23 protein-coding genes are annotated in these 25,884 nt (G+C 72.6%); 10 read left to right on the top strand and 13 right to left on the bottom strand.

What is annotated here, in order from left to right:
- Positions 1 to 76: 76 nt before the first annotated feature.
- Positions 77 to 3,220 carry a BTAD domain-containing putative transcriptional regulator gene (locus ACIBQ6_RS12055; RefSeq protein ID WP_397211542.1) on the top strand — a complete coding sequence of 1,048 codons (3,144 nt, stop codon included), beginning with the start codon at positions 77 to 79 and terminating at the stop codon, positions 3,218 to 3,220.
- A gap of 307 nt (positions 3,221 to 3,527) precedes the next feature.
- Here the strand turns inward: ACIBQ6_RS12055 and ACIBQ6_RS12050 are convergent, their stop codons facing one another.
- Complete coding sequence (locus ACIBQ6_RS12050; RefSeq protein WP_397211540.1) at positions 3,528 to 4,313, bottom strand: alpha/beta fold hydrolase; 786 nt, start codon at positions 4,311 to 4,313, stop codon at positions 3,528 to 3,530.
- 134 nt (positions 4,314 to 4,447) lie between these two features.
- On the opposite strand from ACIBQ6_RS12050, the gene ACIBQ6_RS12045 reads away from it, so the two are divergent.
- Positions 4,448 to 5,152 (top strand): LuxR C-terminal-related transcriptional regulator, encoded by a 705-nt coding sequence (locus ACIBQ6_RS12045; protein WP_397211538.1) that lies wholly within the window; start codon positions 4,448 to 4,450, stop codon positions 5,150 to 5,152.
- Between the two features lie 28 nt (positions 5,153 to 5,180).
- On the opposite strand, the gene ACIBQ6_RS12040 is transcribed toward ACIBQ6_RS12045, so the two are convergent.
- A complete protein-coding gene (locus tag ACIBQ6_RS12040) occupies positions 5,181 to 5,504 on the bottom strand; it encodes a hypothetical protein (protein WP_397211536.1) in 324 nt (107 codons plus the stop codon).
- A gap of 163 nt (positions 5,505 to 5,667) precedes the next feature.
- Here ACIBQ6_RS12040 and ACIBQ6_RS12035 point away from each other — a divergent pair, with 163 nt between their 5' ends.
- Both ACIBQ6_RS12035 and ligA read left to right on the top strand, forming a co-directional pair.
- Positions 5,668 to 5,892 (top strand): hypothetical protein, encoded by a 225-nt coding sequence (locus ACIBQ6_RS12035; protein WP_397211534.1) that lies wholly within the window; start codon positions 5,668 to 5,670, stop codon positions 5,890 to 5,892.
- Positions 5,893 to 5,964: 72 nt separating this feature from the next.
- The gene (gene ligA / locus ACIBQ6_RS12030) at positions 5,965 to 8,040 is read left to right on the top strand and encodes an NAD-dependent DNA ligase LigA (RefSeq protein ID WP_397211532.1); all 2,076 of its coding nucleotides are present in this window, start codon (positions 5,965 to 5,967) and stop codon (positions 8,038 to 8,040) included.
- A 195-nt stretch (positions 8,041 to 8,235) separates the two neighbouring features.
- Here the strand turns inward: ligA and ACIBQ6_RS12025 are convergent, their stop codons facing one another.
- Positions 8,236 to 9,849: a thiamine pyrophosphate-dependent enzyme gene (locus ACIBQ6_RS12025; RefSeq protein WP_397211530.1), complete on the bottom strand. Its 1,614-nt coding sequence runs from the start codon at positions 9,847 to 9,849 to the stop codon at positions 8,236 to 8,238.
- A 305-nt stretch (positions 9,850 to 10,154) separates the two neighbouring features.
- Here ACIBQ6_RS12025 and ACIBQ6_RS12020 point away from each other — a divergent pair, with 305 nt between their 5' ends.
- Positions 10,155 to 11,291, top strand: coding sequence for an FAD-dependent oxidoreductase (locus ACIBQ6_RS12020; RefSeq protein ID WP_397211528.1), 1,137 nt, complete (start codon positions 10,155 to 10,157; stop codon positions 11,289 to 11,291).
- A gap of 41 nt (positions 11,292 to 11,332) precedes the next feature.
- Positions 11,333 to 11,785 (top strand): hypothetical protein, encoded by a 453-nt coding sequence (locus tag ACIBQ6_RS12015; RefSeq protein WP_397211526.1) that lies wholly within the window; start codon positions 11,333 to 11,335, stop codon positions 11,783 to 11,785.
- Between the two features lie 156 nt (positions 11,786 to 11,941).
- On the opposite strand, the gene ACIBQ6_RS12010 is transcribed toward ACIBQ6_RS12015, so the two are convergent.
- On the bottom strand, positions 11,942 to 12,373 hold the full coding sequence (locus tag ACIBQ6_RS12010) for a hypothetical protein (RefSeq protein WP_397211524.1): 432 nt from the start codon (positions 12,371 to 12,373) through the stop codon (positions 11,942 to 11,944).
- 68 nt (positions 12,374 to 12,441) lie between these two features.
- On the opposite strand from ACIBQ6_RS12010, the gene ACIBQ6_RS12005 reads away from it, so the two are divergent.
- On the top strand, positions 12,442 to 13,659 hold the full coding sequence (locus ACIBQ6_RS12005; protein WP_397211522.1) for an NAD(P)/FAD-dependent oxidoreductase: 1,218 nt from the start codon (positions 12,442 to 12,444) through the stop codon (positions 13,657 to 13,659).
- Positions 13,660 to 13,775: 116 nt separating this feature from the next.
- Here the strand turns inward: ACIBQ6_RS12005 and ACIBQ6_RS12000 are convergent, their stop codons facing one another.
- Together ACIBQ6_RS12000 and ACIBQ6_RS11995 are read right to left on the bottom strand one after the other, a co-directional pair.
- A complete protein-coding gene (locus tag ACIBQ6_RS12000) occupies positions 13,776 to 14,546 on the bottom strand; it encodes a hypothetical protein (RefSeq protein WP_397211520.1) in 771 nt (256 codons plus the stop codon).
- On the bottom strand, positions 14,543 to 14,899 hold the full coding sequence (locus tag ACIBQ6_RS11995; protein ID WP_358286833.1) for a hypothetical protein: 357 nt from the start codon (positions 14,897 to 14,899) through the stop codon (positions 14,543 to 14,545). Before ACIBQ6_RS11995 ends, ACIBQ6_RS12000 begins: the two co-directional genes overlap by 4 nt.
- Before the next feature lie 68 nt (positions 14,900 to 14,967).
- On the opposite strand from ACIBQ6_RS11995, the gene ACIBQ6_RS11990 reads away from it, so the two are divergent.
- Positions 14,968 to 19,527, top strand: a complete 4,560-nt coding sequence (locus ACIBQ6_RS11990) for a CHAT domain-containing protein (protein WP_397211518.1) — start codon at positions 14,968 to 14,970, stop codon at positions 19,525 to 19,527.
- A gap of 30 nt (positions 19,528 to 19,557) precedes the next feature.
- On the opposite strand, the gene ACIBQ6_RS11985 is transcribed toward ACIBQ6_RS11990, so the two are convergent.
- The 6 genes from ACIBQ6_RS11985 to ACIBQ6_RS11960 all read right to left on the bottom strand — a co-directional run bounded on the left by ACIBQ6_RS11985 (position 19,558) and on the right by ACIBQ6_RS11960 (position 23,909).
- Entirely contained in the window at positions 19,558 to 20,469 is a 912-nt protein-coding gene (locus ACIBQ6_RS11985) for a hypothetical protein (RefSeq protein WP_397211516.1), read from the bottom strand.
- On the bottom strand, positions 20,466 to 21,296 hold the full coding sequence (locus ACIBQ6_RS11980; protein WP_397211514.1) for a hypothetical protein: 831 nt from the start codon (positions 21,294 to 21,296) through the stop codon (positions 20,466 to 20,468). The genes ACIBQ6_RS11985 and ACIBQ6_RS11980 overlap by 4 nt, the downstream gene beginning before the upstream one ends.
- Positions 21,297 to 21,454: 158 nt before the next feature.
- Positions 21,455 to 22,351, bottom strand: coding sequence for a hypothetical protein (locus ACIBQ6_RS11975; RefSeq protein WP_397211512.1), 897 nt, complete (start codon positions 22,349 to 22,351; stop codon positions 21,455 to 21,457).
- A gap of 178 nt (positions 22,352 to 22,529) precedes the next feature.
- The gene (locus ACIBQ6_RS11970; protein WP_397211510.1) at positions 22,530 to 22,922 is read right to left on the bottom strand and encodes a hypothetical protein; all 393 of its coding nucleotides are present in this window, start codon (positions 22,920 to 22,922) and stop codon (positions 22,530 to 22,532) included.
- Positions 22,916 to 23,254, bottom strand: coding sequence for a hypothetical protein (locus ACIBQ6_RS11965; RefSeq protein WP_397211508.1), 339 nt, complete (start codon positions 23,252 to 23,254; stop codon positions 22,916 to 22,918). The genes ACIBQ6_RS11970 and ACIBQ6_RS11965 overlap by 7 nt, the downstream gene beginning before the upstream one ends.
- Positions 23,255 to 23,333: 79 nt before the next feature.
- Positions 23,334 to 23,909 carry a TetR family transcriptional regulator gene (locus ACIBQ6_RS11960; protein WP_358286821.1) on the bottom strand — a complete coding sequence of 192 codons (576 nt, stop codon included), beginning with the start codon at positions 23,907 to 23,909 and terminating at the stop codon, positions 23,334 to 23,336.
- Between the two features lie 65 nt (positions 23,910 to 23,974).
- Between ACIBQ6_RS11960 and ACIBQ6_RS11955 the strand changes: the two genes are divergently transcribed.
- Positions 23,975 to 24,928 (top strand): SDR family NAD(P)-dependent oxidoreductase, encoded by a 954-nt coding sequence (locus ACIBQ6_RS11955; protein ID WP_397211506.1) that lies wholly within the window; start codon positions 23,975 to 23,977, stop codon positions 24,926 to 24,928.
- Between the two features lie 155 nt (positions 24,929 to 25,083).
- Positions 25,084 to 25,482, top strand: a complete 399-nt coding sequence (locus tag ACIBQ6_RS11950) for a hypothetical protein (protein WP_358286817.1) — start codon at positions 25,084 to 25,086, stop codon at positions 25,480 to 25,482.
- Here the strand turns inward: ACIBQ6_RS11950 and ACIBQ6_RS11945 are convergent.
- On the bottom strand, positions 25,479 to 25,850 hold the full coding sequence (locus ACIBQ6_RS11945; RefSeq protein ID WP_358286815.1) for a nuclear transport factor 2 family protein: 372 nt from the start codon (positions 25,848 to 25,850) through the stop codon (positions 25,479 to 25,481). The two genes, ACIBQ6_RS11950 and ACIBQ6_RS11945, sit on opposite strands and share 4 nt — an antisense overlap.
- Positions 25,851 to 25,884 lie beyond the last annotated feature (34 nt).

Below are 25,884 nucleotides of genomic sequence, written 5' to 3'. Positions count from 1 at the left end.
CCCCGGGGGACCGGTTCCAGGGGGCGGACGGGCGGGGATGGGCCGGGCGTTGTCCTGGTTCCGGCACAATTGCGGTGTGCGAGTCGGATTGCTGGGGCCCTTCGAGGTCCGGAACGCCCAAGGGGACGTGGTCGAGGTTCCCGGTGTCCGGCTGCGCGCGCTGCTCGCCGCCCTCGCCCTGGAGCCCGGCCGGATCGTCACGCGCGCGCGGCTGATCGACTGGATCTGGGGGGAGCGGCCGCCCGCCGACGAGGTCAACGCCCTGCAGGCGCTGGTGTCCAGGCTGCGCAGGGTGCTGCCCGACGGCGTGATCGAGGCCGATTCCGGCGGCTACCGGCTGGCCGTGCCGCGCGAGGCGGTGGACGTGTGCCGCTTCGAGCAGCTGATCGTCCAGGCCCGCGCCGCCGCGCCCGCCGCCCGCGCCGACCTGCTGCGCAGTGCCCTGGAGCTGTGGCGCGGCGCCCCCATGGCCGACATCGCGATGCAGGACAGCGACGCCTTCGACGCCGTGGTCACCCGGCTCGACGACCTCCACGTCGCCGCGCTCGGCGACCGCATCGACGCCGACCTGCGGCTCGGCCGGGGCGCGGAGCTGGTCACCGAGCTGACCGGGCTGGTGGCCGCGTACCCGCTGCGCGAGGGGTTCGTGGCGGCGCTGATGCGGGCGCTGGCCGAGGCGGGCCGCGGGAACGAGGCGCTGACCCTCTACCAGCGCACCCGCGAGCGGCTGGCCGACGAGCTGGGCGCCGACCCGTCGGCCGAGCTGTCGGAGCTGCACACCGCGCTGCTGCGCGGCGAGGTGGGCGAGCGGGCGGACAACCGCAGGACGAACCTGCGCGCCGAGCTGACGAGCTTCGTCGGCCGGCACGACGACGTCTCCGCGGTCGCCGACCTGGCCACCAGGTACCGCCTGGTCACCCTGACGGGGGCGGGCGGCTCCGGCAAGACGCGGCTGGCCACCGAGACCGCCCGTACGATGCTCCCCGAGCTGCCCGACGGCGCCTGGCTCGTCGAGCTGGCCCCGGTCCGGGCCGGCGGCGAGCTGGCGCAGGCCGCCCTGACCACGATCGGCCTGCGCGACCAGGGCATGCTCGGCGGCGGGCGCGGCGGCGACCCGATGGACCGGCTCATCACCGCCATCCGCGACCGCTCGATCCTGCTCATCCTGGACAACTGCGAGCACGTCATCGAGGCCGCCGCGTCGTTCGCGGACCGGCTTCTGGGCGAGTGCCGCGGCCTGCGCGTCCTGGCGACGAGCCGCGAGCCGCTCGGCATCACCGGCGAGGTGTTGTGGCAGGTCGAGCCGCTCACGCTGCCCGCCGAGGGCGCCTCGCCGGCCGAGAGCGGGGCCTCGCCCGCGGTGCGGCTGCTGCGCGACCGCGCGGACCTGGTGCGCAAGGACCTCGGCTCCGACGCCCCGACCCTCGCGGCCATGGCGCGGATCTGCCGGGCGCTCGACGGCAACCCGCTGGCGATCGAGCTGGCCGCGGCCCGGCTGCGCACGATGTCGGTCGACCAGCTCGCCCGCCGTCTCGACGACCGGTTCCGCCTGCTGACCAGCGGCAGCCGTACGGCGCTTGCCCGGCACCGGACGCTGCGCGCGGTCGTCGACTGGAGCTGGGACCTGCTGAGCGAGGCCGAGCGCGGCGTGCTGCGCCGGTTGTCGGTGTTCTCCGGCGGGGCGAGCCTGGAGGCGGCCGAACGCGTGTGCGGCGACGAGACGTCCGCCGGTGAGCTGGTCTTCGACGTGCTGACCGCGCTGACCGAGAAGTCGCTGCTGCTGGCCGACGACGAGGGCGCCCCGCGCTACCGGATGCTCAACACCATCAGGGAGTACGCGGCCCAGCGGCTGGCCGAGGCCGGTGAGTCCGAGGCGGCGCGGCGGGCGCACCTGGCCCACTTCACCGAGCTGGCCGAGACCGCCGACCCGCACCTGCGCCGGGCCGAGCAGCTGGAGTGGCTGGCCGTGCTCGACGCCGAGCACGACAACATCATCACGGCCCTGCGCGGGGCGATCGCCGAGGGGTGGGCGTACGAGGCGATGCGGCTGGTCGGGGCGGCCGGCTACTACTGGTTCCTCAGCGGCCACCGGGCCGAGGGCGCCGAGCTGAGCATCGCCGCGTCCGAGCTGGAGGGCGAGGTGCCCGACGAGGTCCGGGCGATGGCCTACCTCATGGTGACCATGTTCGTGACGTCCGGCGTGGGCGGCGACCAGTTCCAGGCGCGGGAGTGGATCCAGGAGGCCCACCGGCTGGCCCTGCGCAGCGGGTCCCGCAAGCCGCTGCTCGGGTTCGCCGCGCTGCTGGAGCGCACGCTGCAGGGCCCGGCGGCGTTCCTGCCCGCGTTCGAGCCGCTGATCGCCGACGCCGACCCCTGGGTGCGGGCGCAGGGCAGGCTGGCCGGCGGCCGGTTCCGGCTCACGCTCGGCGGCGACGAGACCGACGTCGATCTCGACGCCGAGACCGCCCTCGCCGAGTTCCGCGCGCTGGGCGACCGCATGGGCATCTCCCTGGCGCTGACCTTCCTGGCCGATCGGCTCGCCATGCGCGGCGAGTTCGCCCGTGCCTGCCAGTACTACGAAGAGGGCGCCGTGGCGCAGACCGAGGTGGGCGCGACCGAGGACGTCGTGGGCGTGTGGGCCCGGCTGGCTCAGCTGCACTGGCTGCTCGGCGACGAGCGGGCCAGCGCCGCCGCCATGGCCGAGGCCCAGCGGCACGCCGACGGGATCGTCTGGCCGGACTCCCTCGCCGAGCTGGCGCTCGGGCAGGCGAAGCTGGCGCGCTGGCGTGGCGAGGCGGACCGGGTGCGCGAGCACCTGGCCACCGTCCAGGCGGTGCTGCCCAACGATGAGATGGTCGGCTCCGTCCGCTCCACGATCATGGACCTGTACGGTTACCTCGCCGACGACGTCGAGCAGGCCCGCGCCTACCGGCGCAGGGCGTTCGACGCGGCCGTGGAGAACATGTTCCCGCCGACCATCGCCGAGGCGCTGGTCGGGATCGCCGACGTCGCGCTGCGCGAGGGCCAGGACGAGCAGGCCGTCCGGCTGATCGCGGCCAGCGAGGCGGTGCGCGGCACGCCGGACCGCTCGCTGCCGGACGCCGCCCGCATCGCCGGACAGGCGCGCGAGCGCCTCGGTGAGACGGCGTTCGCCGCGGCGGACCTCGACGGCCGCCGCCGCGACTTCCGCGAACTGGCCGAGATCACCCTCGCCCGCTGAACGTCCCGCGCGCCGGCGGTTGTGCTTGCGGGGGCGGCTACGACGTGGGCCCGGCGTGGACGACCGGGCCGCCGCCCGTTCGGCTGATGGTGACGTGCCGGTCCGGCCCCTGCTTGAGGGCGGCGAGTTCGCCGGAGACCGGGCGCGAACACCTCGTAGGTCCTGCGTCCGAGCAGGAGGATGTCGGCTTCGTCGAGCTGTCCGGAGACGGCCGCGGCCATCTCCTCGTCGTAGTAGGGAAAGTGCCACTGCTCAGGGGCTTCCACGACACCGTCCACCGACACGAACAGCTGCGAGACGATGGTGGTCATGCTGTGGCCTCGGTGAAGAACGCGGCGAGCGCGGGGGCGATGGCCTCGGGGGCCACGTTGTGCGGCTGACCGGTGAGGGTGGCTCGCCGGACGTCCGGCAGCAGGTCGGCAACGGCCTGCGCCGTGCTGCTGATCCACGGGATGGTCTCGCCGTCGATCACCAAAGTGGGCGCCGTGACACCGGTCAGCCGATCGGCGGGCAGGGAGAAGTCGCCGGTGATGGTGGCGTCGTAGATGAGCGTGTGGGCCACGGCCTCCATCGCCGGCCAGCCCGGGAAGTCGCGCATCGGGGCCACGAACTCGGCCGGGATGCCGACCGCGGCGGTGAGGAACAGCTCGCACATGTCGCCCCTGCGGCCCTCGGCCAGCAGCGCCACGAGCTGCTCGCGGTAGTCGGCAGGCACCGGCGTACGGGTGCCGGGCAGGATGTAGGGAACCTCCCACACCGCCACCCTGTCGACGGCGAGCCCGCGGGCGGCGGCCTCCAGGGCGATGATGCCACCACCGGAGGTGCCGTACAGGTGCGCCGACCCGCCCGCCGCGGCGATGATGGCCTCGATGTCCTCGAACTCGCGGTCCACCGCGTAGGGGGCGGTGTCACCGCTGTCGCCACGGCCGCGCCGGTCGTAGTTGTAGACGGTCAGGTCCTTGGCCAGCAGCTCGGCCAGGGGCGCGGTCGCGGATCGGTCGTTGGGGCCGGCGCCGATGAGGATCACCGCCGGGCCCTGTCCGATCCGGTCGTAGGCGATCGCGGTGCCGTCCTGCGAGATGACCTTGTCCATGTCGTTTCCCTCGTGTTGGTGTTCGTCGCTTGCATGATCAGAATGCTTCACGTGGCGGCTGTCCCACATCCGTGGTCTCCACTGATTCGCTACTGAGACATCCGTGACGTCCGCACGTACGTGATGATGTCCGGATGATCGCAAAGGTGTCCCAGCGGGAGGCCGAGGTGCTGGCGGCGGTGGCGGCGCGGCTGTCGAACGCGCAGATCGCGAACAGGTTGCGCATCTCCGTCCGCACGGTCGAGAGCCACGTCGCCTCGCTGCTGCGCAAGTACGGCGCGGCCGACCGGCAGGAGCTGGCACAGCAGGCGGTGCAGGCCGGTGTGGACCGCGACATCCCGGAGGGGCCGCGCCCCGGGGTCCCCACCCCGATGACCTCGTTCGTCGGGCGCGAACGGGAACACGAGGCGGCCCTGGCGGCATTCGGCGCCTCCCGGCTGGTCACCCTGCTGGGTCCTGGCGGCGCGGGCAAGAGCCGCCTCGCGGCGGAGATCTGCTCCTCCTACCCGGCCGGCGGGGCGTTCGTGGATCTGGTTCCCGTACGGGACGGGTTCGTCGCGCAGGCGGCGGCCAAGGTGCTCAGGGTCAGTGAACGCGCCCAGCAGCCGTTGGAGGATGCCGTCATCGAACGGCTTCGCCGCGATCGGGCGCTGCTCGTCCTCGACAGCGGCAGGGTCCACGCGGACCCGGACGCGCTGGCGGCCTCGGTCGCCCGGTGGGAGGGCATCGACGCCCGGCTGGAACGGGCCCATACCCTCCTGCTGATCCCGCATCGCGCCGAAGAGGGCCGAGCCGCCCTCGCTGCACTGCTCACGAGTACGGGTAGGAGAACCCTGTAACTCGTCCGCTCCCGCCCGTGCATACCAGCTATGGGGTGTTCGTGCCGTCGCGTGCTGCGATGGCCGCGGCCATGAAGTCCTGGAAACGCGCGAACTGCTGCTGATCCATCTTCAGCGGCACCCCGTTGACGATCCGGTCCTTGTACCGGGTGCCGATCGTGACCTTGAAGCCGTCACCGTGTGGTTTCGCGTCCACGCCGAGGAACGCCACGTGGTATCGCCTGGCCTCCGTCAGGCAATGGAAAATTTCGAAGGTCCTCCCGTCTTGCACCAGGATGTACTCACCGATCGCGAACTCCGCTGCCATGGTTTCCCGTTCATGCCGCTTGATGTGTCCGGGGTCAGGGGTCACCCCAGGCACTGTCGTCGAACTACGAGCCCCTGCTCGGCCTTCTGGCTGGCAGGCCTCCTTCGTGCACGCGCCCTGCCCGGACGCGCTTCCGGGGAACACGGCCGGACATCGAGCCGGCACGACGGGCGGTGGGCCCGGCTCGTAACAATCATGAACCGCAATCGTGAACCACCGCAAAGCCACCTGGCGGCTGGGTCATGTGCGGGAGAAGATCCCGACGGGGAGGGCAGCCGGATTCCTCCCGCCCAGGGATCAGCTTGCCTTCACCGGCCTGGCGCAACGCGTCCGCGGTGATCGCGCGATGTGGTACCGGTTGATGAACCGCCACGCGCCCGTCGACGAGTCACTCGCCGACGATGTCACCGCGCTGCTTGCCCGGCTGTCGTGACGCCGCTGCCCGATCGTCGCTTGGAAGTGCCACGAGTCGCGGATTGTCGGTTGCGAACGGCATTGTTATGGCATGACCGAGACGCCCCCTTTCACCGTCCTCGCTGATGACACGGCCTACGCCGAGGCCGTGCAGCTCGCCGTGGACTCCGCCGCCGCCTACTACGCCGACGGCACCTCCACCCTCGACGACGACTCCTACGACCGGCTGGTGCGCGGCATCCAGGCGTACGAGGAGGCCCATCCCGAGCAGGTGCTGCCGACCTCGCCGACGGGCAAGGTCGCGGGCGGCGCGGTCGTGGGGGACGTGCCGCACACCGTGCCGATGCTCAGCCTGGACAACGTGTTCGGCGCCGAGCAGCTCGCCGACTGGGCCGCCTCGGTCGAGCGCAGGCTCGGCCGTCCGGTCACGGCGTGGAGCGTCGAGCCCAAGCTCGACGGCCTGGCCATCTCGGCCCGCTACCGCGGCGGCCGGCTGGCCCAGCTCGTCACCCGGGGCGACGGCACCGCGGGCGAGGACGTCTCGCACGCCGTCGGCACCATCGTCGGCCTGCCCGAGCGGCTGGCCGAGCCGGTCACGGTGGAGCTGCGCGGCGAGGTCATGATGACGACGTCGCAGTTCGAGGAGGCGTGCGCCAAGCGCTCGGCGCACGACGGCACCACGTTCGCCAACCCGCGCAGCGCCGCCGCCGGCACGCTGCGCGCCCAGGACCGGCCGTACGTGTGCGAGCTGACGTTCTTCGGCTACGGCGCGCTGCCCGCGCCCGGCGACGACTCGGAGCTGGCGACGCGCCTGCGCGAGCTGCCGCACAGCCAGGTCATGGAGTGGGTGGCCGGTCAGGGCGTGCAGACCACGGCCGCCACCGCGGTCGCCGGGATCGTCACCGACACGCTGGAGCGGGTGCAGGAGCGCGTCGGCGAGATCGCCGCGGCCCGCGCCGGGCTGCCGTTCGGCATCGACGGCATCGTGATCAAGTGTGACCTGGCCTCCGACCAGGCCGAGGCCGGGTTCAGCTCGCGCGCGCCACGCTGGGCGACCGCCTACAAGCTGCCCGCCACCGAGAAGATCACCAAGCTGGTCGGGGTGGAGTGGAACACCGGCCGCACCGGCGTCATCGCCCCGCGCGCCGTGCTGGAGCCGGTCGAGCTCGACGGCAGCGTCGTCACCTACGCCACCCTGCACAACGTCGCCGACATCACCCGGCGCGGCCTGATGCTGGGCGACAGCGTGGTGGTCTACAAGGCGGGCGACGTGATCCCGCGCGTGGAGTCGCCGGTGGTGCACCTGCGCACCGGCGAGGAGCGGCCGATCCCGATCCCGCAGGTCTGCCCGATCTGCGGCGACGCCATCGACCGCTCGCAGGAGCGGTGGCGGTGCGTGCGCGGGCGGGCCTGCCAGGCGATCGCGTCCATCATCTACGCCGCCGGACGCGACCAGCTCGACATCGAGGGCCTGGCCGAGAACCGCATCAAGCAGCTGCTGGACGCCGGTCTGATCGCCGACTTCGCCGACCTGTTCTTCCTGACCCGCGAGCAGCTGCTCAGCCTGGAGCGCATGGGCGAGACCAGCACCGACAACCTGCTGGCCGCCTTCGAGCAGGCCAAGGGCCGGCCGCTGAGCCGGGTGTTCGCGGCGCTCGGCGTCCGCGGCACCGGCCGGTCGATGAGCCGCCGGATCGCCCGCCACTTCGGTTCGATGGAGGCCATCCGGGCCGCCGACGCCGAGGCGATCCAGGCGGTCGAGGGCATCGGCCCGGAGAAGGCGCCGGTCGTGGTGGCCGAGCTGATCGAGGTCGGGCCGCTGATCGACAAGCTGGTCCAGGCGGGCGTGAACATGGCCGAGCCGGGCTGGACGCCCCCCGCCGAGCCCGGCGCACCGGAGACCGGCGGCGGGTCCGGGCTGCCGCTGGCCGGGATGTCGGTCGTGGTGACCGGCGCGATGACCGGCACGCTGGAGGCGTTGAGCCGCAACCAGATGAACGAGCTGATCGAGCGGGCCGGCGGCAAGGCGTCCTCCAGCGTCTCGGCCAAGACGTCGCTGCTGGTGGCTGGGGAGAAGGCCGGTTCCAAGCGGGCCAAGGCCGAGAGCCTGGGCGTGCGGATGGTGACGCCGGAGGAGTTCGCCGAACTTGTCAGCTCCTTTCTGTAGCTTCATGAGCCAGAGCAGGTTCTGTGGGGGCGAGCTGCGGTCGCGGGTGGCCTCGGCTCCGCAGCTGGGATCTGCTCGGGAGGGCCCCAGCCCCCGGCCCCTCCTAGGACGGCCCAGCCGAACAGTCAGACAGAGGACCACCCACGCACCCACCCACCTTCCTTGTTGCGTCAGGAGGTGGGTTCGGGCGGTGGTTCAGGGCAGCACTGCGGGCAGGCCGCGCGAGTCGACCTTCGCGACGATCAGCGCCGGGGCGCTGGACGACGCCTTCACGGTGGCGAGCGCCTGGTCGAGCTCTGCCGCGGTGTCCACGGAGTACGTGGACCGCACGCCCAGAGCGTTGGCGAACTTGACGAAGTCCCATTGGTTGAGCAGGACGTAGGGCTTCGGCGTCACGCCGGGGTCGGTGAAGTAGTCCGAGTCGATGAGGTACTGCTCCAGGCCGTAGATGCCGTTGTCGATGACCACGACGACGGGGTCGCGGTCATAACGTACGAACGTGGACAGTGCCTGGGCGGTCATGTGGAAGCCGCCGTCGCCGCAGATGACCAGAGGACGCCTGCTCGACCCGAAGGACGCACCGACGGCAGCGGCCACGGAATGGCCGATGGAGGCCCACACGGCGCTGCTCAGGAACCCGTCGCGGCCTTTGACCGGCAGGCTCGCCGCCGAGGCGCCACCGAGGAAGGTGTCAGGCATCGCCAGCCATGAGGCGTCCAGGGCGGCGCCGACGCGGTCGAACACCTGGGCGTAGGTCAGCGGGCCGGTGGCGACGGGCGGGGCCGGGTCGACGGCCGCGGAGACGGGAACCGGCGCCTCCTTCGCCGCCTCGGCCACGAGCGCGGTCACCAGGGCGGTGATGTCCGCGTTCTGCTTGCTCCCGTTCTTGATCTTCACCTTGCCGTCGTAGGCGGTGACGAGGTGGTCGGTGTTGTCCCGGATGAACGCGGCGTAGCTGCCGGGGAAGACGCAGCCGAGCATCACGATCAGGTCCGCGTCCCGGACCTCGGGGGGCTGGCAGCTCGGCGGGGCGAAGACCCCGACCCAGCCGTCGTCCTGTTCGGACAGCACCGATTTGGCCAGCACTTGGGTCGACCAGCGGACACCGAGCTTGGCGATCAGGGCGGCGACCTCGTCGGCCAGTCCGTAACGCTGGACCTCGACGCCCAGCAGGAGCACGGGCTTCGTGGCGGCGCGCACGAGCCCCACGATCGTGGTGGCGAGCTGCTGCTCCGTGCCCGCCGCCGGATTGGTGACGGGCAGCGCCCCGGCCGGGGGCGTACAGGCCGCCGTCCAGATGGTCCGATCGATCTCGATGTAGACCGGCCGTTTCTTCCTGATCGCCGTCGAGATCGCGCTGTCGACCAGGGCGGGCACGTCGGCGGCCTGCCCGGCGCGGGCTGCGCTCGCGGTGACCAGCCGGTAGGCGTTGAGGTCTCCGTCGGGCTGGCCGGTCGAGTGCGAGAACAGGACGTCCAGGTTCTTCAGGTTGGCCAGGTTCGCGGCGCTCGGGCCGCCGTTCACGACGACGACCGGGCTGCGCTCGACGAACGCGCCGGCGATGGCGTTGATCATGCTGAGCATGCCGACGCCGTTGGCCACCGCGGCGGCGCCCAGGCCCTTCGTTCGCGCGTAACCGTCGGCCGCGTATCCCGCTTCGAGGTCGGTGGCGGTCACCACCGGCGTGATGTGGTGCGCGCCCACCGCGTCGAACAGCGGGGCACCATATGCGGCGGGCACACCGAACAAGGTGTCGACCTGTTGCTGGCTCAGCCGCTTGAGGATGTAGTCGGCAACGGTGAAGGGCACGATGACGCTCCTGGGCATGCCCGCCGTACGGCAGATCAGTCGAAAGGGATAGGCGCGGATCGTCCGGCCGTTTGGGACGCCTACCCGCGCAGCCGGCCGGGCGAACGCGCGGGAGCCGTGCCTTGACCTTACTCAGGGCGGGTGTTTCCACAGGTCAAGGCGTCCACGTGCGGCACGGCCGGACGTCGTCGCCGCCTTGGAAACAGTCGTCCAGAGGCCGGTCAAGCGTTGGAGTCCGGGGAAGGGCCGGACACCTGCACGGGTATGCGTACCGGTGGCCAAGCATCCGATCAACGGAGCCCGACATGCTGCTGGACGAGCGTGGAGTGAGCACACCTGCCAACCTGCCCACTCCGGACTTCACCTTCGATCCCCATCAGCCGGGCGCGTGCCTCGCGGGTCTGAGGCCCTACCGCACGCACTCGTATCGGCTCGAAGGAGAGGAGCTTGGCGACAGGTTCGTCATCCACAACTACGGCCACGGCGGTGGAGGCATCACGCTGAGCTGGGGCTGCGCCGCCGCGGTACGAGACATGGTCCTCAAACGTCAGGCCGACACCAAGATCATCGAAAGGGAGATCGCGGTGATCGGCGCAGGCGTCATGGGAATGACCGCCGCGACCCTGCTGCTCGACCTCGGGCTGAACGTCACGATCTATTCCGACCGCAAGCCGGTCGAGACCACGTCGTACAAGGCAGGCGGCCAATGGGCCGCGTCGATCCTGGAGTATTCCAAGGACTTCGCCAAGGTGCAGGAGTTCCAGTACATCCTCGCGACCGCCTACACGATGTTCAAGGCCAGCATCGGCAAGGGCTTCGGCGTGTCCGAGGTCGACAACTACAGCGTCCGCCCCACCTCGGGCATCGACGTGGTGCATGAACTCGTGCCGGGACTGCTGCCGCCGCGCGAATATCTCCCGCGCCTGCCGTTCCAAGGACACGACACCTCCGGATACAGGTACCGGACGTTGCTCGTCGAACCGCCGATCCTCATTCCCAGGCTGGAACGCGACCTGAGGGCGCGCGGCGTCATGTTCGTGAGCCGGAGATTCATCAACAGCACGGACGTGCTCACGTCCCTGACGCAGAAAGTCATCATCAACTGCACCGGGCTCGGCGCGAAGGAATTGTGGAACGACAACAACATGATCTCGTACCGAGGACAGCTCGCGATGTTGCGGCCGCAGGTGAACCTGGAATACCTGTACGGGCAGAAGGGGTACATGTTCCCGCGCCATGACCATGTCGTCATCGGGGGCACCGTCGAGGAGAACGACCACGAGGTGTTCGACCCCGACAAATGCAAAGAACTGGTGGACTACATGGCCGGCGTGTTCGGCCAGGGGCCCGCAGTGCCGATGCCGGACTTCCACGTTCACCATCCGCGCAACGAGCGCCTGGTCGATCCGAGACTGTCGATCGCCCATGACGCCGAGAACTGAACGCGGGAATGTCAGCAACCACAGGAAGTGACGAGGCGTCAATGACTCAGACAGTTCAGGGATTCAGCGTCCAAGCCAAATGTCTCGCCCAGGACGGCGAGCCGTGGCATCTGCCCGGACCGGACGACACAGCGGAGAAGGGGGAGAGAGTGACCCTGCACATCACTGCCCGCCTTCTCAACTCGTCGCAGCCCTCCACGGACCTGGCGATGATCGAGTGCGAAATGCTCCGCGGATTCACGCCGGTCACGGACTCGCTCGACGCCCTCGTCGCAGGCGGCCTCGTCACCTTGTACGACATAGATGAGACAGATCAGCTGAACCAGCGACTGGAGCTCTACCTCAAGGAAGTCGGCAGCACCCCTACCGAGATCGCCTTCGAGATCGAGTGCAAACACGCGGTCCACGACCTGAACCCATCGACGATCGAACTGTCCGACTCCTACGACGCCGACAGCGCCGTGACCACCACGTATCCCACGGTCAAAGAATGACGAGCCAGTCGTTGAGGGCAGCGACGGGGATGGCGGCTTCGTAGCGGACAGCACCGGCGCCGCGCCGGCCCGGCAGCCCCGCGTACGACAGCTCGGACGCCGCCCGGACCGCCGCGCGCCGGGCCGCCGTTCCGCCGGATTCCCGGCGGATGCGGGCTACCCCCAGCACGGACCCTGGGCGCTGTCGACCCAGTCGATCTTGGTGACGGTCACGGGCAGAGGGTAGGTCTCATGTCCCACCCCGACGTCACCGTCCTCGGCGCGGTGAACGCACATCGACCCGCTCTGGCCGGCCGAATTGACGAACGAGACCACGACGTGGTCCTCGGTGGCGGGCCGGCCGTAGTTGAAGAAGGACCGGACGTTCTTGTAGGGGCTGAAGAGCACCCCGATGGCCGACCAGTCTTCGCCCCGGCCGATGCCGATCTTCGTTGCTTCCGAGAGGACCTCTGTCGAATACACGCAGAAATCTCCCCGCCCGCAGCCATACAGGCGATCGGGAAGGCTTGCCGCGCTCGCGGGTGACACGAACGCCAGCCCTGCGAGAGAGATGGCAGCGACAGCAGCCGGGATGAGTCTTCTCAGCATGAGATCTCCTCGTTAGTTGTCCGAGCAAGCCCAAAGGCCGTGAAACGCCTGCCCGTTGTTCTCGGCTGGTGGGCGGTCCAAGCGACGCACTCCTGATCGGATGGCTCGGTTGGCGCCGCTGCCATGGGGCCGGAGACGAGTGTTCGTGCGAGAATCGGGTCGTGGAGCGGCCTGGATGTGTTGCTGTCATCGGGGTGGGCGTTCTCGGAGCCTGTGTGGGCTGGAATCTGGCACGGCACGGCGTCAAGGTGGTCTTCGTCGACGCCGGCCGGCCGGGTGAAGGGGTCACCGACTGGTCGTTCTCGTGGGTCAACGCCAGCGCCAAGACCGCGAGCAGGTCCTACTTCGACCTGAACGTCGCGAGCATGGCGGCGTACCGCGAGCTTGCCGGGATCATCGGGCCGGACCCATGGTGGCACCCCGGCGGCCACCTGCGCTGGGCGGACGACCCCGCGACGGAGGCGAGCCTCCTGGAAACGGCCGGGCTGCTGGCCGGCTGGGGCTACCGGGCCGAGGTACGCACGGGAGCCGAGGTACGCCGCCACCTCGAACCCGCGCTCACGCTGGCCGACGAGGTTCCGGTCGTGTTCTTTCCCGACGAAGCCTGGGTGCACGGACGCCATCTCGTCGGCCGCCTGGTCGATCAGGCCGTCGCGGCCGGCGCCGAGCCCCGGTTCGGCACCACGGTCCATGACGTCGGCACAGCCGCCGACGGGAGCGTACGGACCGTCACCCTGTCCGACGGCAGCCGTCTCGACGTCGACGTCGTCGTGAACGCCGCGGGACCCGGCGCCGCCCACGTCGCCGGGCTCGTCGCGCGGCACTTGCCGATGCGCCGGGAGCCCGGCCTCGTCACCCGGATCGAGTGTGCCCAGGTGCCGATCCGCCGGACCATGCACGCGCCCCGCGTCGCGATCCGTCCTGACGGAGACGCTTCGGCGGTCCTCCACAGCCGCGAGGTCGACGCGCTCATCGACACCGGCGAAGAGCCGGCGGCGCTCGAACGGCTGCTGCACGAGTCGGCGCGGCACGTCGTTCGCGGGTTCGAGGACTCCCGCATCGCCGGGACACGGGTGGTCGACCGGCCCATCCCGGGCGACGGATACCCCTCGGTGGGAGCGGTGCCGTCCGTGCCGGGCTACTACGAGGCCGTCTCCCACAGCGGCATCACGCTCGGGCCGGTGATCGGCCGGCTGCTCGCCTCGGAGATCGTCAGCGGGAGGAGGGACGAGACGCTCGCCGACTTCCGCCCGGAACGGTTCTCCCATGACGACCCGGCGAGTTGACGGTACGACCTCCTCCGCAGCGGGCCTCAGCCTCCCGAGGGCACACCACCACGAACGCCCAAGAGCGGGCCTGCCGTAACTGCACGGGCCGCACCCGGCCGCCCGGAGTCGGGCCCTCACTCCGGGCGGCGGCGCGCCGGGAGGTCGGGGCCGCCCTTGTGCAGCCGGGCGTTGATCTGGCCGGCCTCCTCCGCCGTGATCACGCCGTGCTGCAGCTCCACGCCCAGCGCCGTGGCCAGGTCGCGCTGGCGGACGTCCACCAGGCTCTCCACCAGGGTCGCGTACGCGTGGGCATGGCGCCGGCCGGCCGTCCAGCCGCCGGTCACCAGGCCCGCCGCGACCACGGCGCCGGGCCACCAGGCGCAGCCGAGGAGCGCGTACAGCAGGCCCCAGCTCACGGTGAGCGCGGCGGTGTCGAGCGCCGCGCGGGCGTCGCGTACGGGTACGCGCTGGTGATCCTCCAGCAGCGACCACAACCGGGGCCACACCAGGGAGACCCGCAGTCCGTGGTACTCGGCCCGCACCCGCTCCTCCAGCAGCGCGAGCCGCCGCCCCGGCCAGGTGAGCCTGCGTCCGCGCCGTTCCAGCAGCCACAACCGCTCGACCGCGCCCACCGCCAGCCGGGCCAGGCCCGCCGCCACGGCGGCGGCCAGCACCGCGATGACCCCCACCGTCACCAGCGCCACCGGGTCGAGGCCGATCCGGGTCAGGCCGGCGCGGGTGCGCCGGACGAGCAGGCCCAGATCGAGGGCGTGGGCATGGCCGAGGGTGACCGTGCACCAGGCCGCCGCCGCGAAGCAGAGACCGAGCGGCCAGGCCGGGGACAGCCAGCGTTCGGTGGCCTTCTTGCCGACCTCGGTGAGCAACCCGTCGAGCACGGCGGTCACGACTCCGTGAAACGCATGGGCCGCCGGCGCAGGGCGCAGACGGGGGGCCGGTTCGCGGCGTCGCGACCCGACCGGCGGGGGCACCAGCCGTCTGGGCAGACGTACACGCCGCGCAGCTCGGGCCCGGCGGCGCCGAACAGCAGATACGGCTGCGGATGCGGATCTCCGCGCGACTCGTCGGCGTCTTCGGCCGTGGCGGGGTCGAGCAGCGTCAGCACGTCGCGGGCCGTGCCGCCCTCGTCGAGCACGGTCAGCGCGTCGGCCAGGGCCGCCGTCCAGCCGCCGGCGGCGGCGTCCCGCCGCAGAGAGGGAAGTTCGGCGCAGAGGTACGCCCGCGCCTCGTCCTCGGTCATGGTCACATCGTCCACGATGGACGGCCCTCTCCGGTATCCCGCGATTCCTCCGGCCGCTCTGAGCGGACATGGAACCCGACCCGGCCGAGCTGCTGGCCCGCTTCGAACGCGAGGACGACCTCGAAGCCCTCGACCAGGCGGTAGACCTGTACGCCCGGGAGGGCGGCACGCCGCACGGCAGGGCGTTGCTGATGCGCCACGGCCGCACCGGCGCCCGGGACGACCTGGACCAGGCCGTCGCCGCCTGCCTGACCGCGCTGGAGAATCCTCCCGCGGACGTGCGGGAACGACTCACGGGCCTGATCGCCGCGGCTGACGCGCTGGTCGCGAAGTGGGACCTCACCGCCGCCCCGGCCGACATCGACGCCGCGATCGTCCGGTATCGGCAGGCGGCCGACCTCGCGCCCGACTCCGCCGCGGCGCTGTCGAAGCTGGGACTGACCGTCGCCAGACGCCGCATGATGGGCGGGGGAGAGCCCGGCGACCTCGCCGGCGCGCTGGAGCTGTGCCGCCGGGCGATCGCCCTGGGCCGTCCCGACGGAGACTCCGACCTGGACCGGGCGGCGGATCTGAACAGGCTGTCGGTGGTGCTGAGCGTGCGGGCGACGGAGGCCGGGGACCCGGAGCTCGCCCGGACGGCGATCGCGACCATGGACGAAGCGATCGCGCTCCTGCCCCACACGGGGCTGCACCGCCGGCGGTACGAGATCGGCCGGTTGACGATCGTCGGCAACCGCTACGCCATGCTGGAACGCCCCGAGGACCTCGACGACCTGCTCACCGGCTGGGCCGCCCTGGCGGACGACCTGCCCGCGGACCTGCCCGCCCGCCGCTTCGCCGTGCTCCAGCACGGTTTGATGCTGTACGCCCGGTTCGGCGCCACCCGGCTGCCCGCCGACCGGGACGACGCGATCACCGTCCTGCGCCGGGCCCTCGGCGACCCGCGCCCGGGGTTGTCCGCACTCGACCGGTTCGCGGACCAGGTGCTGCGCAACCTGCTGTGGAACCGCATCTCCCAGGGGGCGCGTCTGGATGACGTCGACGAGCTCGCCGCCCGCGTCCGCGCCCTCCTGCGGGACCGGCCCGACGACCAGGAGCTGCGCGAGGAGTTGCAGGCGACGAGCACCGCCCGCTTCTCCGTCACCGGCGACCAGGCCGATCTGGGCTCGGGCGAGGACCTGCAGGACGAGGTGAGCCGGGCCACGGCCAGGGTCATGAGGGCGATCACCGCCGATCCGGACGAGCTGGAGGCGGCCATCGCCCAGGCCGACCGGGCCCTGACCACGCCCGGTCACGACGAGGACCGGCTCCACCTGCTGCGCTTCACCCTCACCGGAGCCCTGTACGCCCGCTACGCGGCGCGCGGCGACCGCCGGGACCTCGACCGCTCCGCGGACATGCTCGCCGACCTGACCCGGACCGACCTTCCGGTCACCGGCCACCTGAAGGTGCAGCTCGCTCTCGTCCGGTGCGCCGTCCACGACCTGACCGGCGAGCGGGCCGTCCTCGACGACGCGCTCGCCCTCGTCGCGGAGGCGGACGAGCTCATGCCGCCCGGCCACGACGACCGCAGGCTCGTCGAGCACGTCCGGGGCATGACGAGGTCGCGCCTGCACCGCCAGGACGGCGATCCGGCCCACCTGAAGGCGGCCGTGGACGCGTACCGGGCGGCGCTCGACACGACGCCCGCGACCCACCCCAACCGCAGCGTGCTCGAGTCGGAGCTCAGCATCGTGCTGCAGGACGGCGCCGCCCACTCCGCCGGCGCCGGCGCCGACGCCGCCCTCGACCTGGCCCGGCAGGCCGCACGTTCGGCGCCGCCCGGCGAGCGGCGCTTCAACGCGCAACTGGCGCTGGGCCGGGCCCTGGCCCAGAACTCCCGGCTCGCCGCCGACCCCGGCACGCTCGACGAGGCGATCTCCGCCCTGCGCCGGGCCCTGCCCGAGTTGCCGGACGGGCACCCCAACCGGGCATTCGCCCTGAACGTGCTGTCGCAGGCTCTCACCGCGCGGGCCGAGTCGACCGGGTCCCCGGCCGTCCTGGACGCGGCGATCGCGGCGGGCGAGGAGGCGCTGCGCCTGCCGGTGCGCGGATCCGTCCGGGCGAACGCCATGCTCAACCTGGCCGAGGCGCAGCGCATCCGCGGCCAGCGCACCGGCGACCGCGCCGACGTCGAGTCTGCCGCGCGGACCCTCACGCAGGCGCTCGACGAGCTGCCCGAGGACCACCCGCAACGGCCGCCCTGCCAGACCCAGCTGGCCATCGTGCTGTCGCAGCGGTACACGATGCTCGGCGAGGTCGCCGACCTCGACAGGTCCGTCGACCTCGCCCGCTCCGCGCTGGCCGCGCTGCCGTCGCGCTCTCCGCTCACGGGCCCCACGCTCCAGGCGCTCAGCGGCGGCCTGTGGAAGCGGGCCGACCACCGCGGCGACAGGGGGGACCTCGACGAGGCGGCCGAGACGATCGAACGGGCCCTGGCCGCTCCCACCGCCGACCTGACGCAACGGGCGCCGATGTTGTACCACAAGGCGGGCGTGCTGCGCCGCCGCGCCGACGTGCGGGGCAGGCCCGGCGACCTCGACGAGGCGATCGCGGCCGGCCGCGAGGCCCTGGCGATGCTCCCGCCCGGTCACGCCTTCCGGCCCGTCCTCACCAAGGGCCTGTCGCTGCTGTACGTCAGCCGCTACGACGACCACCCCGGCGACCTGGAGGAGATCGTCCGCCTGGGCCGAGAAGGGCTGGCCGCCACGTCCAGGGACGACCCGTCGTGGGCCGGCCAGCAGCACCTGGTGGGCCACGGCCGGCTGCTGCGCTTCTGGCGTACGGACCGGATGCGCGACCTGCGCGCCGCCATCCGGCACCTGGAGGCGTCGGTGGACGCGACCCCGCCCGACGACCCCCTGCTGGCCGCCCGCGCCTCCCAGCTCGGGCTGGCCCTGAACGAGAGGTACGAACGCCGCCGCCGCAGCCGCGACCGCGACCGCGCCATGGCCGCCTTCCGGCTCTCCGCCGGCGTCACCTCGCAGGACTCCCTGGCCCGGCTGGAGAACACCCGCATGTACGCCGGCTACAACCTGCACCACGGCCACCCGGTCGAGGCCCTGGAGCAGTACCGGGTGTGCGTGCAGGAACTGCTGCCGCTCGCGGCCTGGCGCGGGCTCGACCGGGGCTCGCAGGAGTACCAGCTCAGGCAGGCGGCGGGGCTGGCCACGGAGGCGGCCGCCTCGGCGCTGGTCGCGGGAGCGCCGAGGGCCGCCGTCCAGCTGCTCGAACAGGGACGCAGCGTGTTGTGGGCCCAGCTGCTCCAGACCAGAAGCGACCGGAGCGAGCTGCGCGCCCGTCATCCCGGGCTCGCCGCCGAGTTCGACGAGGTGAGCGCCGTCCTGGACAGGCCGTCGGCCGGCGAGTCACTGCAACCCGACGAACTCGGCTCGATCGGGCGTCCCGACCGGCGGCTCGAAGCCGACCTGCGGCGCCGGGCGACGGCCCGCTTCACCGAGCTGTGCGACCGGATCAGGGAGCTGCCGGGCTTCGCGTCCTTCCTCCGGCCGCCTGACTTCACAGCCCTGCGCACGGCCGCCGACCGCGGTCCCGTCGTCCTGGTCAACCTGGACCGGCGGCGCTGCGACGCGTTGCTCCTCACCACCGGCGGGCTGCGCGTGCTGCCGCTGCCGCGGCTGAGCCGCGAGGAGGCCGCCGGGCGGGCCCGGGAGTTCCGCCGCACGCTCGCAGCGGCGCACGGCGGCATGGCGGCGCGCATCTCCGCCGCCCAGACCGTGCTGGCCACCCTGGAATGGTTGTGGGACGCCGTCACCGGCCCCGTGCTGCACGAGCTCGGCCTGCCCGTGGCCGCGGACGGAGACCCGCCCAGGCTCTGGTGGTGCCCCACCGGGCCGCTGGCGGGCCTGCCGTTGCACGCCGCCGGACGGCACCGTGACGGCGGCCCGTGGGCGGGCGACCACGTCGTGTCCTCCTACACGCCGACCCTTCAGGCCCTGCTCCGCGCCAGGGCCATGCCGTCGGCGCCGCCGTCCGCGCCGGTCCTGGTGGCCGCGCTGGCCGCCACCTCGCGCCCTGACCGGCAGTACGCGAACCTGCCCCAGGTCCCCGCCGAGGTACGGGCCATCCGCGACGCCCTGGGCCCGCGGGCGGTCGTGATCGAGGACTCGGCCGCCACCCGGCGCGCCGTGCTCGACGCCATTCCCGCCTACCGGCGGGTCCACTTCGCCTGCCACGGCGACCAGGACGACGCCGCCCCCTCCGCCAGCCGCCTGGCGCTGCACGACGCCGACCTGACCGTGCTCGACCTGACCACGGTCGGCGTGGACGAGGGCGATCTGGCCTTCCTGTCGGCCTGCGAGACCGCGCAGGGCGACGCCGCGCTCACCGACGAGGCCATCCACCTGGCCGCGGCGTTCCAGCTCGCGGGCTACCGCAACGTGATCGGCACCCTGTGGTCGATGTACGACGCCTCGGCCGCCGAGGTGGCCGCGGACGTGTACGCCGTTCTCGCCGCGGGCGCCGCCGACCCCGCGGTGGCGCTGCACCGGGCCGTCACCCGGCTGCGCGGCACCGCCCGTTTCGGCAGCCCGATGTTCTGGGCGCCGTACGTGCATATCGGCGTGTGACCGCGACCAGCGGTCGGCCGGGGCGGGCGGTCAGGGCGGGCAGTCGGGGGGCATCCGGAACACGCCGAACTCCAGGCGCAGCGAGTCGTCGGCGGGCAGGGCGATCGCCCGCGCCGACAGGTCGGACATCCAGCAGGCGGGCAGGAGGAAGTACCGCTGGTTGGAGTTGATCAGCAGGCGCAGGCCGGCGTAGCGGAAGCGGTACATCGCGCCGGGGTCGGGCAGGGCGGTCTCGGTGATGCCCGGTCCCTGCAGGTTCAGGCGCCGGGCCGCGTAGACCACCGTGTTCGGCAGCCTGCGCATGTCGGCCAGCGTCCGGTCGGCCTCCCGCTCACCGCGTGACTGCGCGAAGAGGGTGATCCCCCACAGCAGCAGGAACAGCAGCAGCGCCGTGCAGAGCGTGCGCCGGACGAGCCGGTCGGTGGCGGAGGGCGTGAGACGCGCATCGAGCCGTTGCCGCAGGGAGGAGCCGTAGACCAGCAAGAAGACGCCCAGGCCCAGGCAGAGGGGCATGGCGTAGGGCGGCAGCGGCCGCCATCCGGCCAGGCTCGCGATGCCCACCGCGGCCCCCGCCGCCCCGAGGACGGCCATGATCCTGACCGCCCACCTGGCGAAGGCGCGATGCCGCTCGGCGGACCGGGTCAGCCACGCGTGCGCCGGCGGCGCGACCAGCGCCGTCACCAGCACGAGGATCAGCGGCTCTGCCGCCAGCGTGACGCTGCGCAGCGCGTAGTCCTGCAGGGACAGGCCCAGCATGCTCTGGTCCACGCCGAGGCGGGCGTACATGGTGTTGGTACGGACCGCCCCGAAGTACACCATGATGGCGGCGATGAAGGTGGTCGGCGTCACGACGTGGGCGAGGATCCGCCACAGGCGGGACACGTCCTGCCCGGTGCCGCCGTCGTCGTCCGGGGGTTCGGCAGCGGGCGGTGGGGCGGTCACGACGGGCCCGGCGCCGGGCCGGGCTCCTCCGGCGGCGGCTCGGAGTGGTCGCCGGGCGGCCCGGTCCCGCCGCCGGTGTCCGGGGGCTCACCGGGCGGCTCGGTGCCAGGCGCTACGGAGGACGGCTCGCCCGGCTCCGACGGCTGCGCGGGCCCGGACGTGAGCTCGGACGAGGGCTCGGACGAGGGCCCGGACGAAGGCTGCGAGGGGCCGGGCGGGGCGGTGAGCGTCGCGCACTCCGGAAGGGTCTCGGTGCCGGACACCACCGCGCACGCGTTCCTCAGGTAGCCGTCCGGGACCTGGCCGCCCTCCCGCTTGATGCGGGCGATGACCTGCCTGACCCTGTCGCGTTCGCCCAGCGCGGCGGCGCTCTCCAGTTCCGCCTGGTCGATCATGGCGAACAACGGCGCGCGCATCTGCCGGGGAATGTCCTTCCGGTGACGGTTCGCGGCGTCGGCCCGCTTGATCGACTCGTCCCATTTCCCGCTGTTCGCCTTGATCACCGCGCCGCAGGCGTTGGCCACCGCCTTCTGGCTGTCGGAGCTGCCGGGGTCGGCGGCCACCTCGTCGATCTTCCGCGCCGCCGGTCCGGCGAAGTCCCGGTCCTGGAGGATCTTCTGGCAGTCCAGTCCCACCTGCGCGGTGGGGTCGGGGAGGTCGCCGGCGTCGTCGGGGACGATCGGGGTGTCCGGCGTGATCACGGGCCGGGCCTGCCTGGGCGCGCCGGGCCCGGCCTCGCCCGCTCCGGAGCTGTCCGGACCGCCGTCGCCGCAACCACCGGTCAGCGCCACGGCGGCGAGCAGTGTCACCGCCGCCCGCCAGGACATTCCCACCGTTCCCCCGAATGCTCCACGACCTATCGGAAACAGGTCATACCGCTTGCGGTCGGACGCCACTCTCGGACGACCCGAAGCTGGGAAATCCTTTGTCCTGGGGGATCGGGCGGAAGGCGGCCGGGCCGGTGGTCGCGGCCCGGCCGGGTGCGTCAGGCGGGCGGCACCGCGCCGTTCTTGGAGACGGGCACGGCGAGCTGCGAGGGGCCGGTGAGCCGCAGCTCCTCGGCGGGCAGGTTCGCCAGCACCGGGTTCAGGTGCTTCAGCGTCAGCGACACGATGGGGGTCGCCGGGCTGGAGACGTCGAACTTCTCCAGGTCGACCCAGCGGACGAGGGCGAACACGTCCGCCGGGATCTGGTCGCCGCCTTTCTGCACCGGGACGCAGAGCTGACGGGCGGCGGCCACCTGCACGGTCCTGGGCGGGATCTGGTTGACCAGGACGGGGTTGAGCTGGGTGAGGTTCAGCGCCTTGTTCATCGACGGGTTCGGCGTGTGCGCGTAGCACAGCAGGTCGATGTGCGAGACGACGTTCAGCACGTCCGGCGGCGGGACGACGCCGTTCTTGCTGACCGGCACGCACAGCTGCTGCGGCGAGCTCAGCGTGACGCTGAGGCCCGGCAGGCCCTGCAGGACGGGGTTGAGGTGGCGCAGCGACAGGGGCAGGTTGATCTGCGGGCCGCTCACCCGGTAGCAGGACAGGTCGACGAACCTGACGAAGTCGAGCGCGGGCGACGGCGGGATGACGTTGTTCTTGGCCACCGGCACGCAGACCTGCTCACGCGGGCCGAGCGTGACCTGCACGGGCGGCTGGTTGGCGAGCACCGGGTTGATGTGCTTCAGCGTCAGCGCGACGGCCGGCGGCTGGTACGTCGTGGTCTTGAAGCAGTCGAGGTCGAGGCTCGACACGAATTCCTTGGCCGTCGGCAGCGCCAGGGCCCCGGCGGGGGTCGCGACGAGGAAGGCGGCGGCGAACACGGCCAGACCAGCGGATAAGAGACGTCTTACCGCGGTCGTGGCGTGACGGTGGGGGGCAGGTCTTCCGTTCATCCATCCTCCTGGGCGGTGATGTGCCTTGACTGTGCGCCCGCGCGACCTGCCCGACAAGGTGGATGGCCGCTGTTTGACAGCCCCCTGTCAGCAGGGGGTGCGGCCGGGGCGGTGAGCGTCCGCCTGCCGGAAAGGCCGTGGCCCGCCCCGAGCTCCCCGGGGTGGGCCACGGCCGTGCTCACGACAGGGTGACGGTCCCGACCAGCACGCGGTGGTCGGAGCACAGGCCGCCCGGGTTGCCGGTGCACGTGGTCGCGGGGGCGAGCGAGTCGGCCGCGTAGGCGCCGCTGATCCGGTCGGCCCTGGCGAAGATCATGTCGAGCTTCGTGCCCGAGCCGCACGGGCCCTTGCCGTCCGGCGTGCTGACGGTCAGCTCGCCGTAGCCGGAGCAGTTGCCCGCGTCGGCGTCGTCGAGCTCGTGGTAGCGGCCGGTGTTGCCGCGGTTGTTGGGGGTGTTCACGGTGGGGGAGTAGTAGCCGTTCAGGCGGGCGGCGTCGGGCGGCAGGTTGAAGTCGCCCGCGACGACCACCGTGTCACCGGCCGCGTGGTACGCCTCCAGCCTGGTCAGCACGGCCCGCCGGTCTGGGCGGGGTAGGTGGCGACGAACCGGGCGAAGTTGCCGTCGTCAGCGGGCCAGCCGGCCTCCCGCAGGCCGGTGACCAGCGCCTGGTACTGGCTCGCACACAGCTCGTTGAACGAGACGAGGGTCGCGCCCCGCGCCACGATCGAGCCCACGGCGGCCCGGACCATGCCGTTGCCGGTCGAGCCGTGGTTCAGCGTGTTGCCGGCCGCGTTCCAGTGCCAGACGGTGACGGGCGTGGCGGCTCGGGCCGCGCCGGGCACGGCCGAGACGGCCAGGACCGACGAGACGATCACAGCGGCCAGGCGCCTGGGAAACCACACGGGCTCGCTCCCCGAAGTCGATGATCAGTGACGTACAGCGGACCAGAGCCGGGTCCGCCGCGTCAACGCCCCGACGCCGTCAGGCGCGCTCGGGCCAGCCGGACTCCAGCAGGTCGAAGACGGCGTCGAGGGCGGCACGCGGGTCGGGCTCGGCGCCGGCCAGTTCGGGGATCTCCAGCACGTACCGGGCCAGCGCGCGCACGGTCATGTCGGCGGGGTCGCGCCCGGTCTCGGCCGCGATCGCCTCGGCCAGCGAGCCCTCGGCGGCGATCCAGAGCCGGCGCGAGTACTCCCGCAGGGCGGGCGTGCCCACGATCAGGTCGCGTTTGCGCCGCTGCTCGGGCGGCAGGTCGCCGGCGAACGGCCCCCGCTCGGCCAGGCAGTTCCGCAGGGCCGCCAGCACGCTCTGCCCGGGGGGCCGCTCACGGACGGCGGCGGCCAGCCAGACGTGCCGCTCGTCGCCGTCGTCGAAGATCAGCGCGTCTTTGCCGTCGGGCACGTGCGCGAACAGGGTGGCGATGGAGACGTCGGCCTCGTCGGCGACCCGGGCGACGGTGACGCCGTCGTAGCCGTGCTCGGCGAACAGCCGCACCGCGGCCTCGGCCAGGGCCTTGCGGGTCTGCGCCTTCTTGCGTTCGCGGCGTCCTGTCGTCATGCTCTCATCGTAGCAAAAACTAGAATGATTCTGAATTCATAGCGACTACAGAAATGAGCGCTCCCGTGTCCTCCTCCTCCGCGCCCTGGGACGTCCGGCGCCTGCCGTCCGCACAGGGCAGGCACTTCCTGGTCACCGGCGGCAACGCCGGCATCGGCTACTTCGTGGCCGAGCAGCTCGCCGGCACCGGCGCCACCGTGATCCTGGGCAGCCGCGCCCCCGCCAGAGCGGAGACCGCCGCGCTGTCCATCCGCGGCCGGGTCCCCGGCGCGCGCGTCCGGCACGTGCCGCTCGATCTGGCCGACCTCGCCTCGGTCGGGGCCGTCGTCGCGGCGCTTGGACTGCCGAGCCTGGACGCCGTCGTGTGCAACGCCGGCGTGCTGCTCGACGACCCGCCGCGGCGCGAGACGAAGGACGGCCACGAGCTGATGTTCGCCACCAACCATCTCGGCCACTTCGCGCTGGTCGCGCACCTGGCGCCGCTGCTGGCCGCCGCCCCCGCCGCCCGCGTCGTGACCACCGGCAGCCTCACTGCCAGGTCCGAGACCCTGGACCTGGACGACCTGCAGAGCCGCGGCGACGTCCGGCCCAAGCGGGTGTACGCGCGCTCGAAGCTGGCGCAGATGCTCTTCGGCTTCGAGCTGGACCGCCGCCTGCGCGCCGCGGGCGCCACCACGGCGAGCGTGGTCACCCATCCCGGCGGCGCGCTGGACTCCCTGACGCCCTCACGGCCGATCCGGCCGCGCACCGCCGGCGAGCGGCTGCGCGGCCTGCCCGCCGGGCTGCTGCTGCAGGGCAAGGAGGCCGCGGCGTGGCCGGCGGTGCGGGCCGTTCTGGATCCGTCCGTACGCGGGGGCGAGCTGTGGGGGCCCAGGGTGCTGGGGATGCGCGGCCTGCCGGCCCGCGAACCGGTGCGCGGGCACATGGCCGATCGCGAGCTCGCGGCCCGGCTGTGGGCCGCCAGCACCGCCCTGACCGGCCTGGACCCCTTCGCGCCCGGCCGCACGCCTTCTGGGTGACCAGCGTCCCCTCGTCGCTGACGCCGTGGTGCTACGCTTCGACGATCGTGCCCGGGTGAGGGCTCAACGACGGCTCAACACAGGCTCAACGCCCCGATCGCCATGCTCAGGGCAGTCCCACCCGTTCAAGGGGAAGGGCGTCCGGAGGAGATGCGATGACGGGCATCATGGACAAGGCCAGGCCGGCTCTGGCCGGCGAGCTGGAGAGCCTGTGCGGCCGGTGGTCCGAGCGCACGGGGATCACCGTGGAAATCTGGGCGCTGCCCGCCGGTCCCGTCGCGGCGGCGTGGCGGCGGGCCGTGCTGGCGGTCGCGGAAGAGGCGCTGGCCAACGTCGAGGCCCACAGCGGCGCGAGCACCGCCTCGCTCGCCGTGACCGCCGGGCCCCGGGGCCTGCGCCTGACGATCAGCGACAACGGCCGCGGCTTCGCCTCCACGGCGCCGGGCGGCGGCTTCGGCCGGATGCGCGAGGCGTTCGCCGAGCTGGGCGGGCGCCTGTCGGTGCGCGGCGTGCCCGGCGAGGGCACCACCGTCAGCGGCGCCGTCCCGGCCTAGGCGCGCTCGCCGGGCTGGACGAACTCGGGCTGGTCGAGGACGCGCAGCCAGCTCCCGTCGGGCTGGCGCCGCACGACCTGGGCGCGGGCGCCCGAGCCGTCCTTGGGCGGGGTCGAGGTGAGGGCGAGGTCGCCGCTGACCAGGGTCGGCAGCGGCTGCTCCGGCTCGAAGCGCGGGCGGCCGGCCAGCACCTTCTCCCACAGCTCCTGGATGGCGGCCCGTCCGACGGTGCGGCTGCCGGGCGGGTAGGCCAGCACGGCGTCCTCCTCGTAGAGCGCGGCGACGCCGGCCGCGTCGCCGGCGTTGGAACGCTCGACGAACAGGCGGGTGATGTCCTCGGGCTGCATGGCCTTCTCGTATGCGGTCATGGTGCCAGCCTGCCGACTTTCGCTCCAGAAGTCC

Source organism: Nonomuraea sp. NPDC049655 (assembly GCF_044465465.1).
Taxonomy (GTDB): Bacteria; Actinomycetota; Actinomycetes; order Streptosporangiales; family Streptosporangiaceae; genus Nonomuraea.
This window is presented reverse-complemented; position numbering and strand designations above follow the sequence as displayed.

Bases quoted from the DNA above. Each gene is read 5' to 3' on its own strand.
- ACIBQ6_RS12050 (WP_397211540.1), bottom strand. From the start codon at position 4,313: ATGGACAAGGTCATCTCGCAGGACGGCACCGCGATCGCCTACGACCGG.
- ACIBQ6_RS12045 (WP_397211538.1), top strand. From the start codon at position 4,448: ATGATCGCAAAGGTGTCCCAGCGGGAGGCCGAGGTGCTGGCGGCGGTG.
- ligA (WP_397211532.1), top strand. From the start codon at position 5,965: ATGACCGAGACGCCCCCTTTCACCGTCCTCGCTGATGACACGGCCTAC.
- ACIBQ6_RS12020 (WP_397211528.1), top strand. From the start codon at position 10,155: ATGCTGCTGGACGAGCGTGGAGTGAGCACACCTGCCAACCTGCCCACT.
- ACIBQ6_RS12015 (WP_397211526.1), top strand. From the start codon at position 11,333: ATGACTCAGACAGTTCAGGGATTCAGCGTCCAAGCCAAATGTCTCGCC.
- ACIBQ6_RS12010 (WP_397211524.1), bottom strand. From the start codon at position 12,373: ATGCTGAGAAGACTCATCCCGGCTGCTGTCGCTGCCATCTCTCTCGCA.
- ACIBQ6_RS11995 (WP_358286833.1), bottom strand. From the start codon at position 14,899: ATGACCGAGGACGAGGCGCGGGCGTACCTCTGCGCCGAACTTCCCTCT.
- ACIBQ6_RS11990 (WP_397211518.1), top strand. From the start codon at position 14,968: ATGGAACCCGACCCGGCCGAGCTGCTGGCCCGCTTCGAACGCGAGGAC.
- ACIBQ6_RS11980 (WP_397211514.1), bottom strand. From the start codon at position 21,296: ATGTCCTGGCGGGCGGCGGTGACACTGCTCGCCGCCGTGGCGCTGACC.
- ACIBQ6_RS11975 (WP_397211512.1), bottom strand. From the start codon at position 22,351: ATGAACGGAAGACCTGCCCCCCACCGTCACGCCACGACCGCGGTAAGA.
- ACIBQ6_RS11960 (WP_358286821.1), bottom strand. From the start codon at position 23,909: ATGACGACAGGACGCCGCGAACGCAAGAAGGCGCAGACCCGCAAGGCC.
- ACIBQ6_RS11950 (WP_358286817.1), top strand. From the start codon at position 25,084: ATGACGGGCATCATGGACAAGGCCAGGCCGGCTCTGGCCGGCGAGCTG.
- ACIBQ6_RS11945 (WP_358286815.1), bottom strand. From the start codon at position 25,850: ATGACCGCATACGAGAAGGCCATGCAGCCCGAGGACATCACCCGCCTG.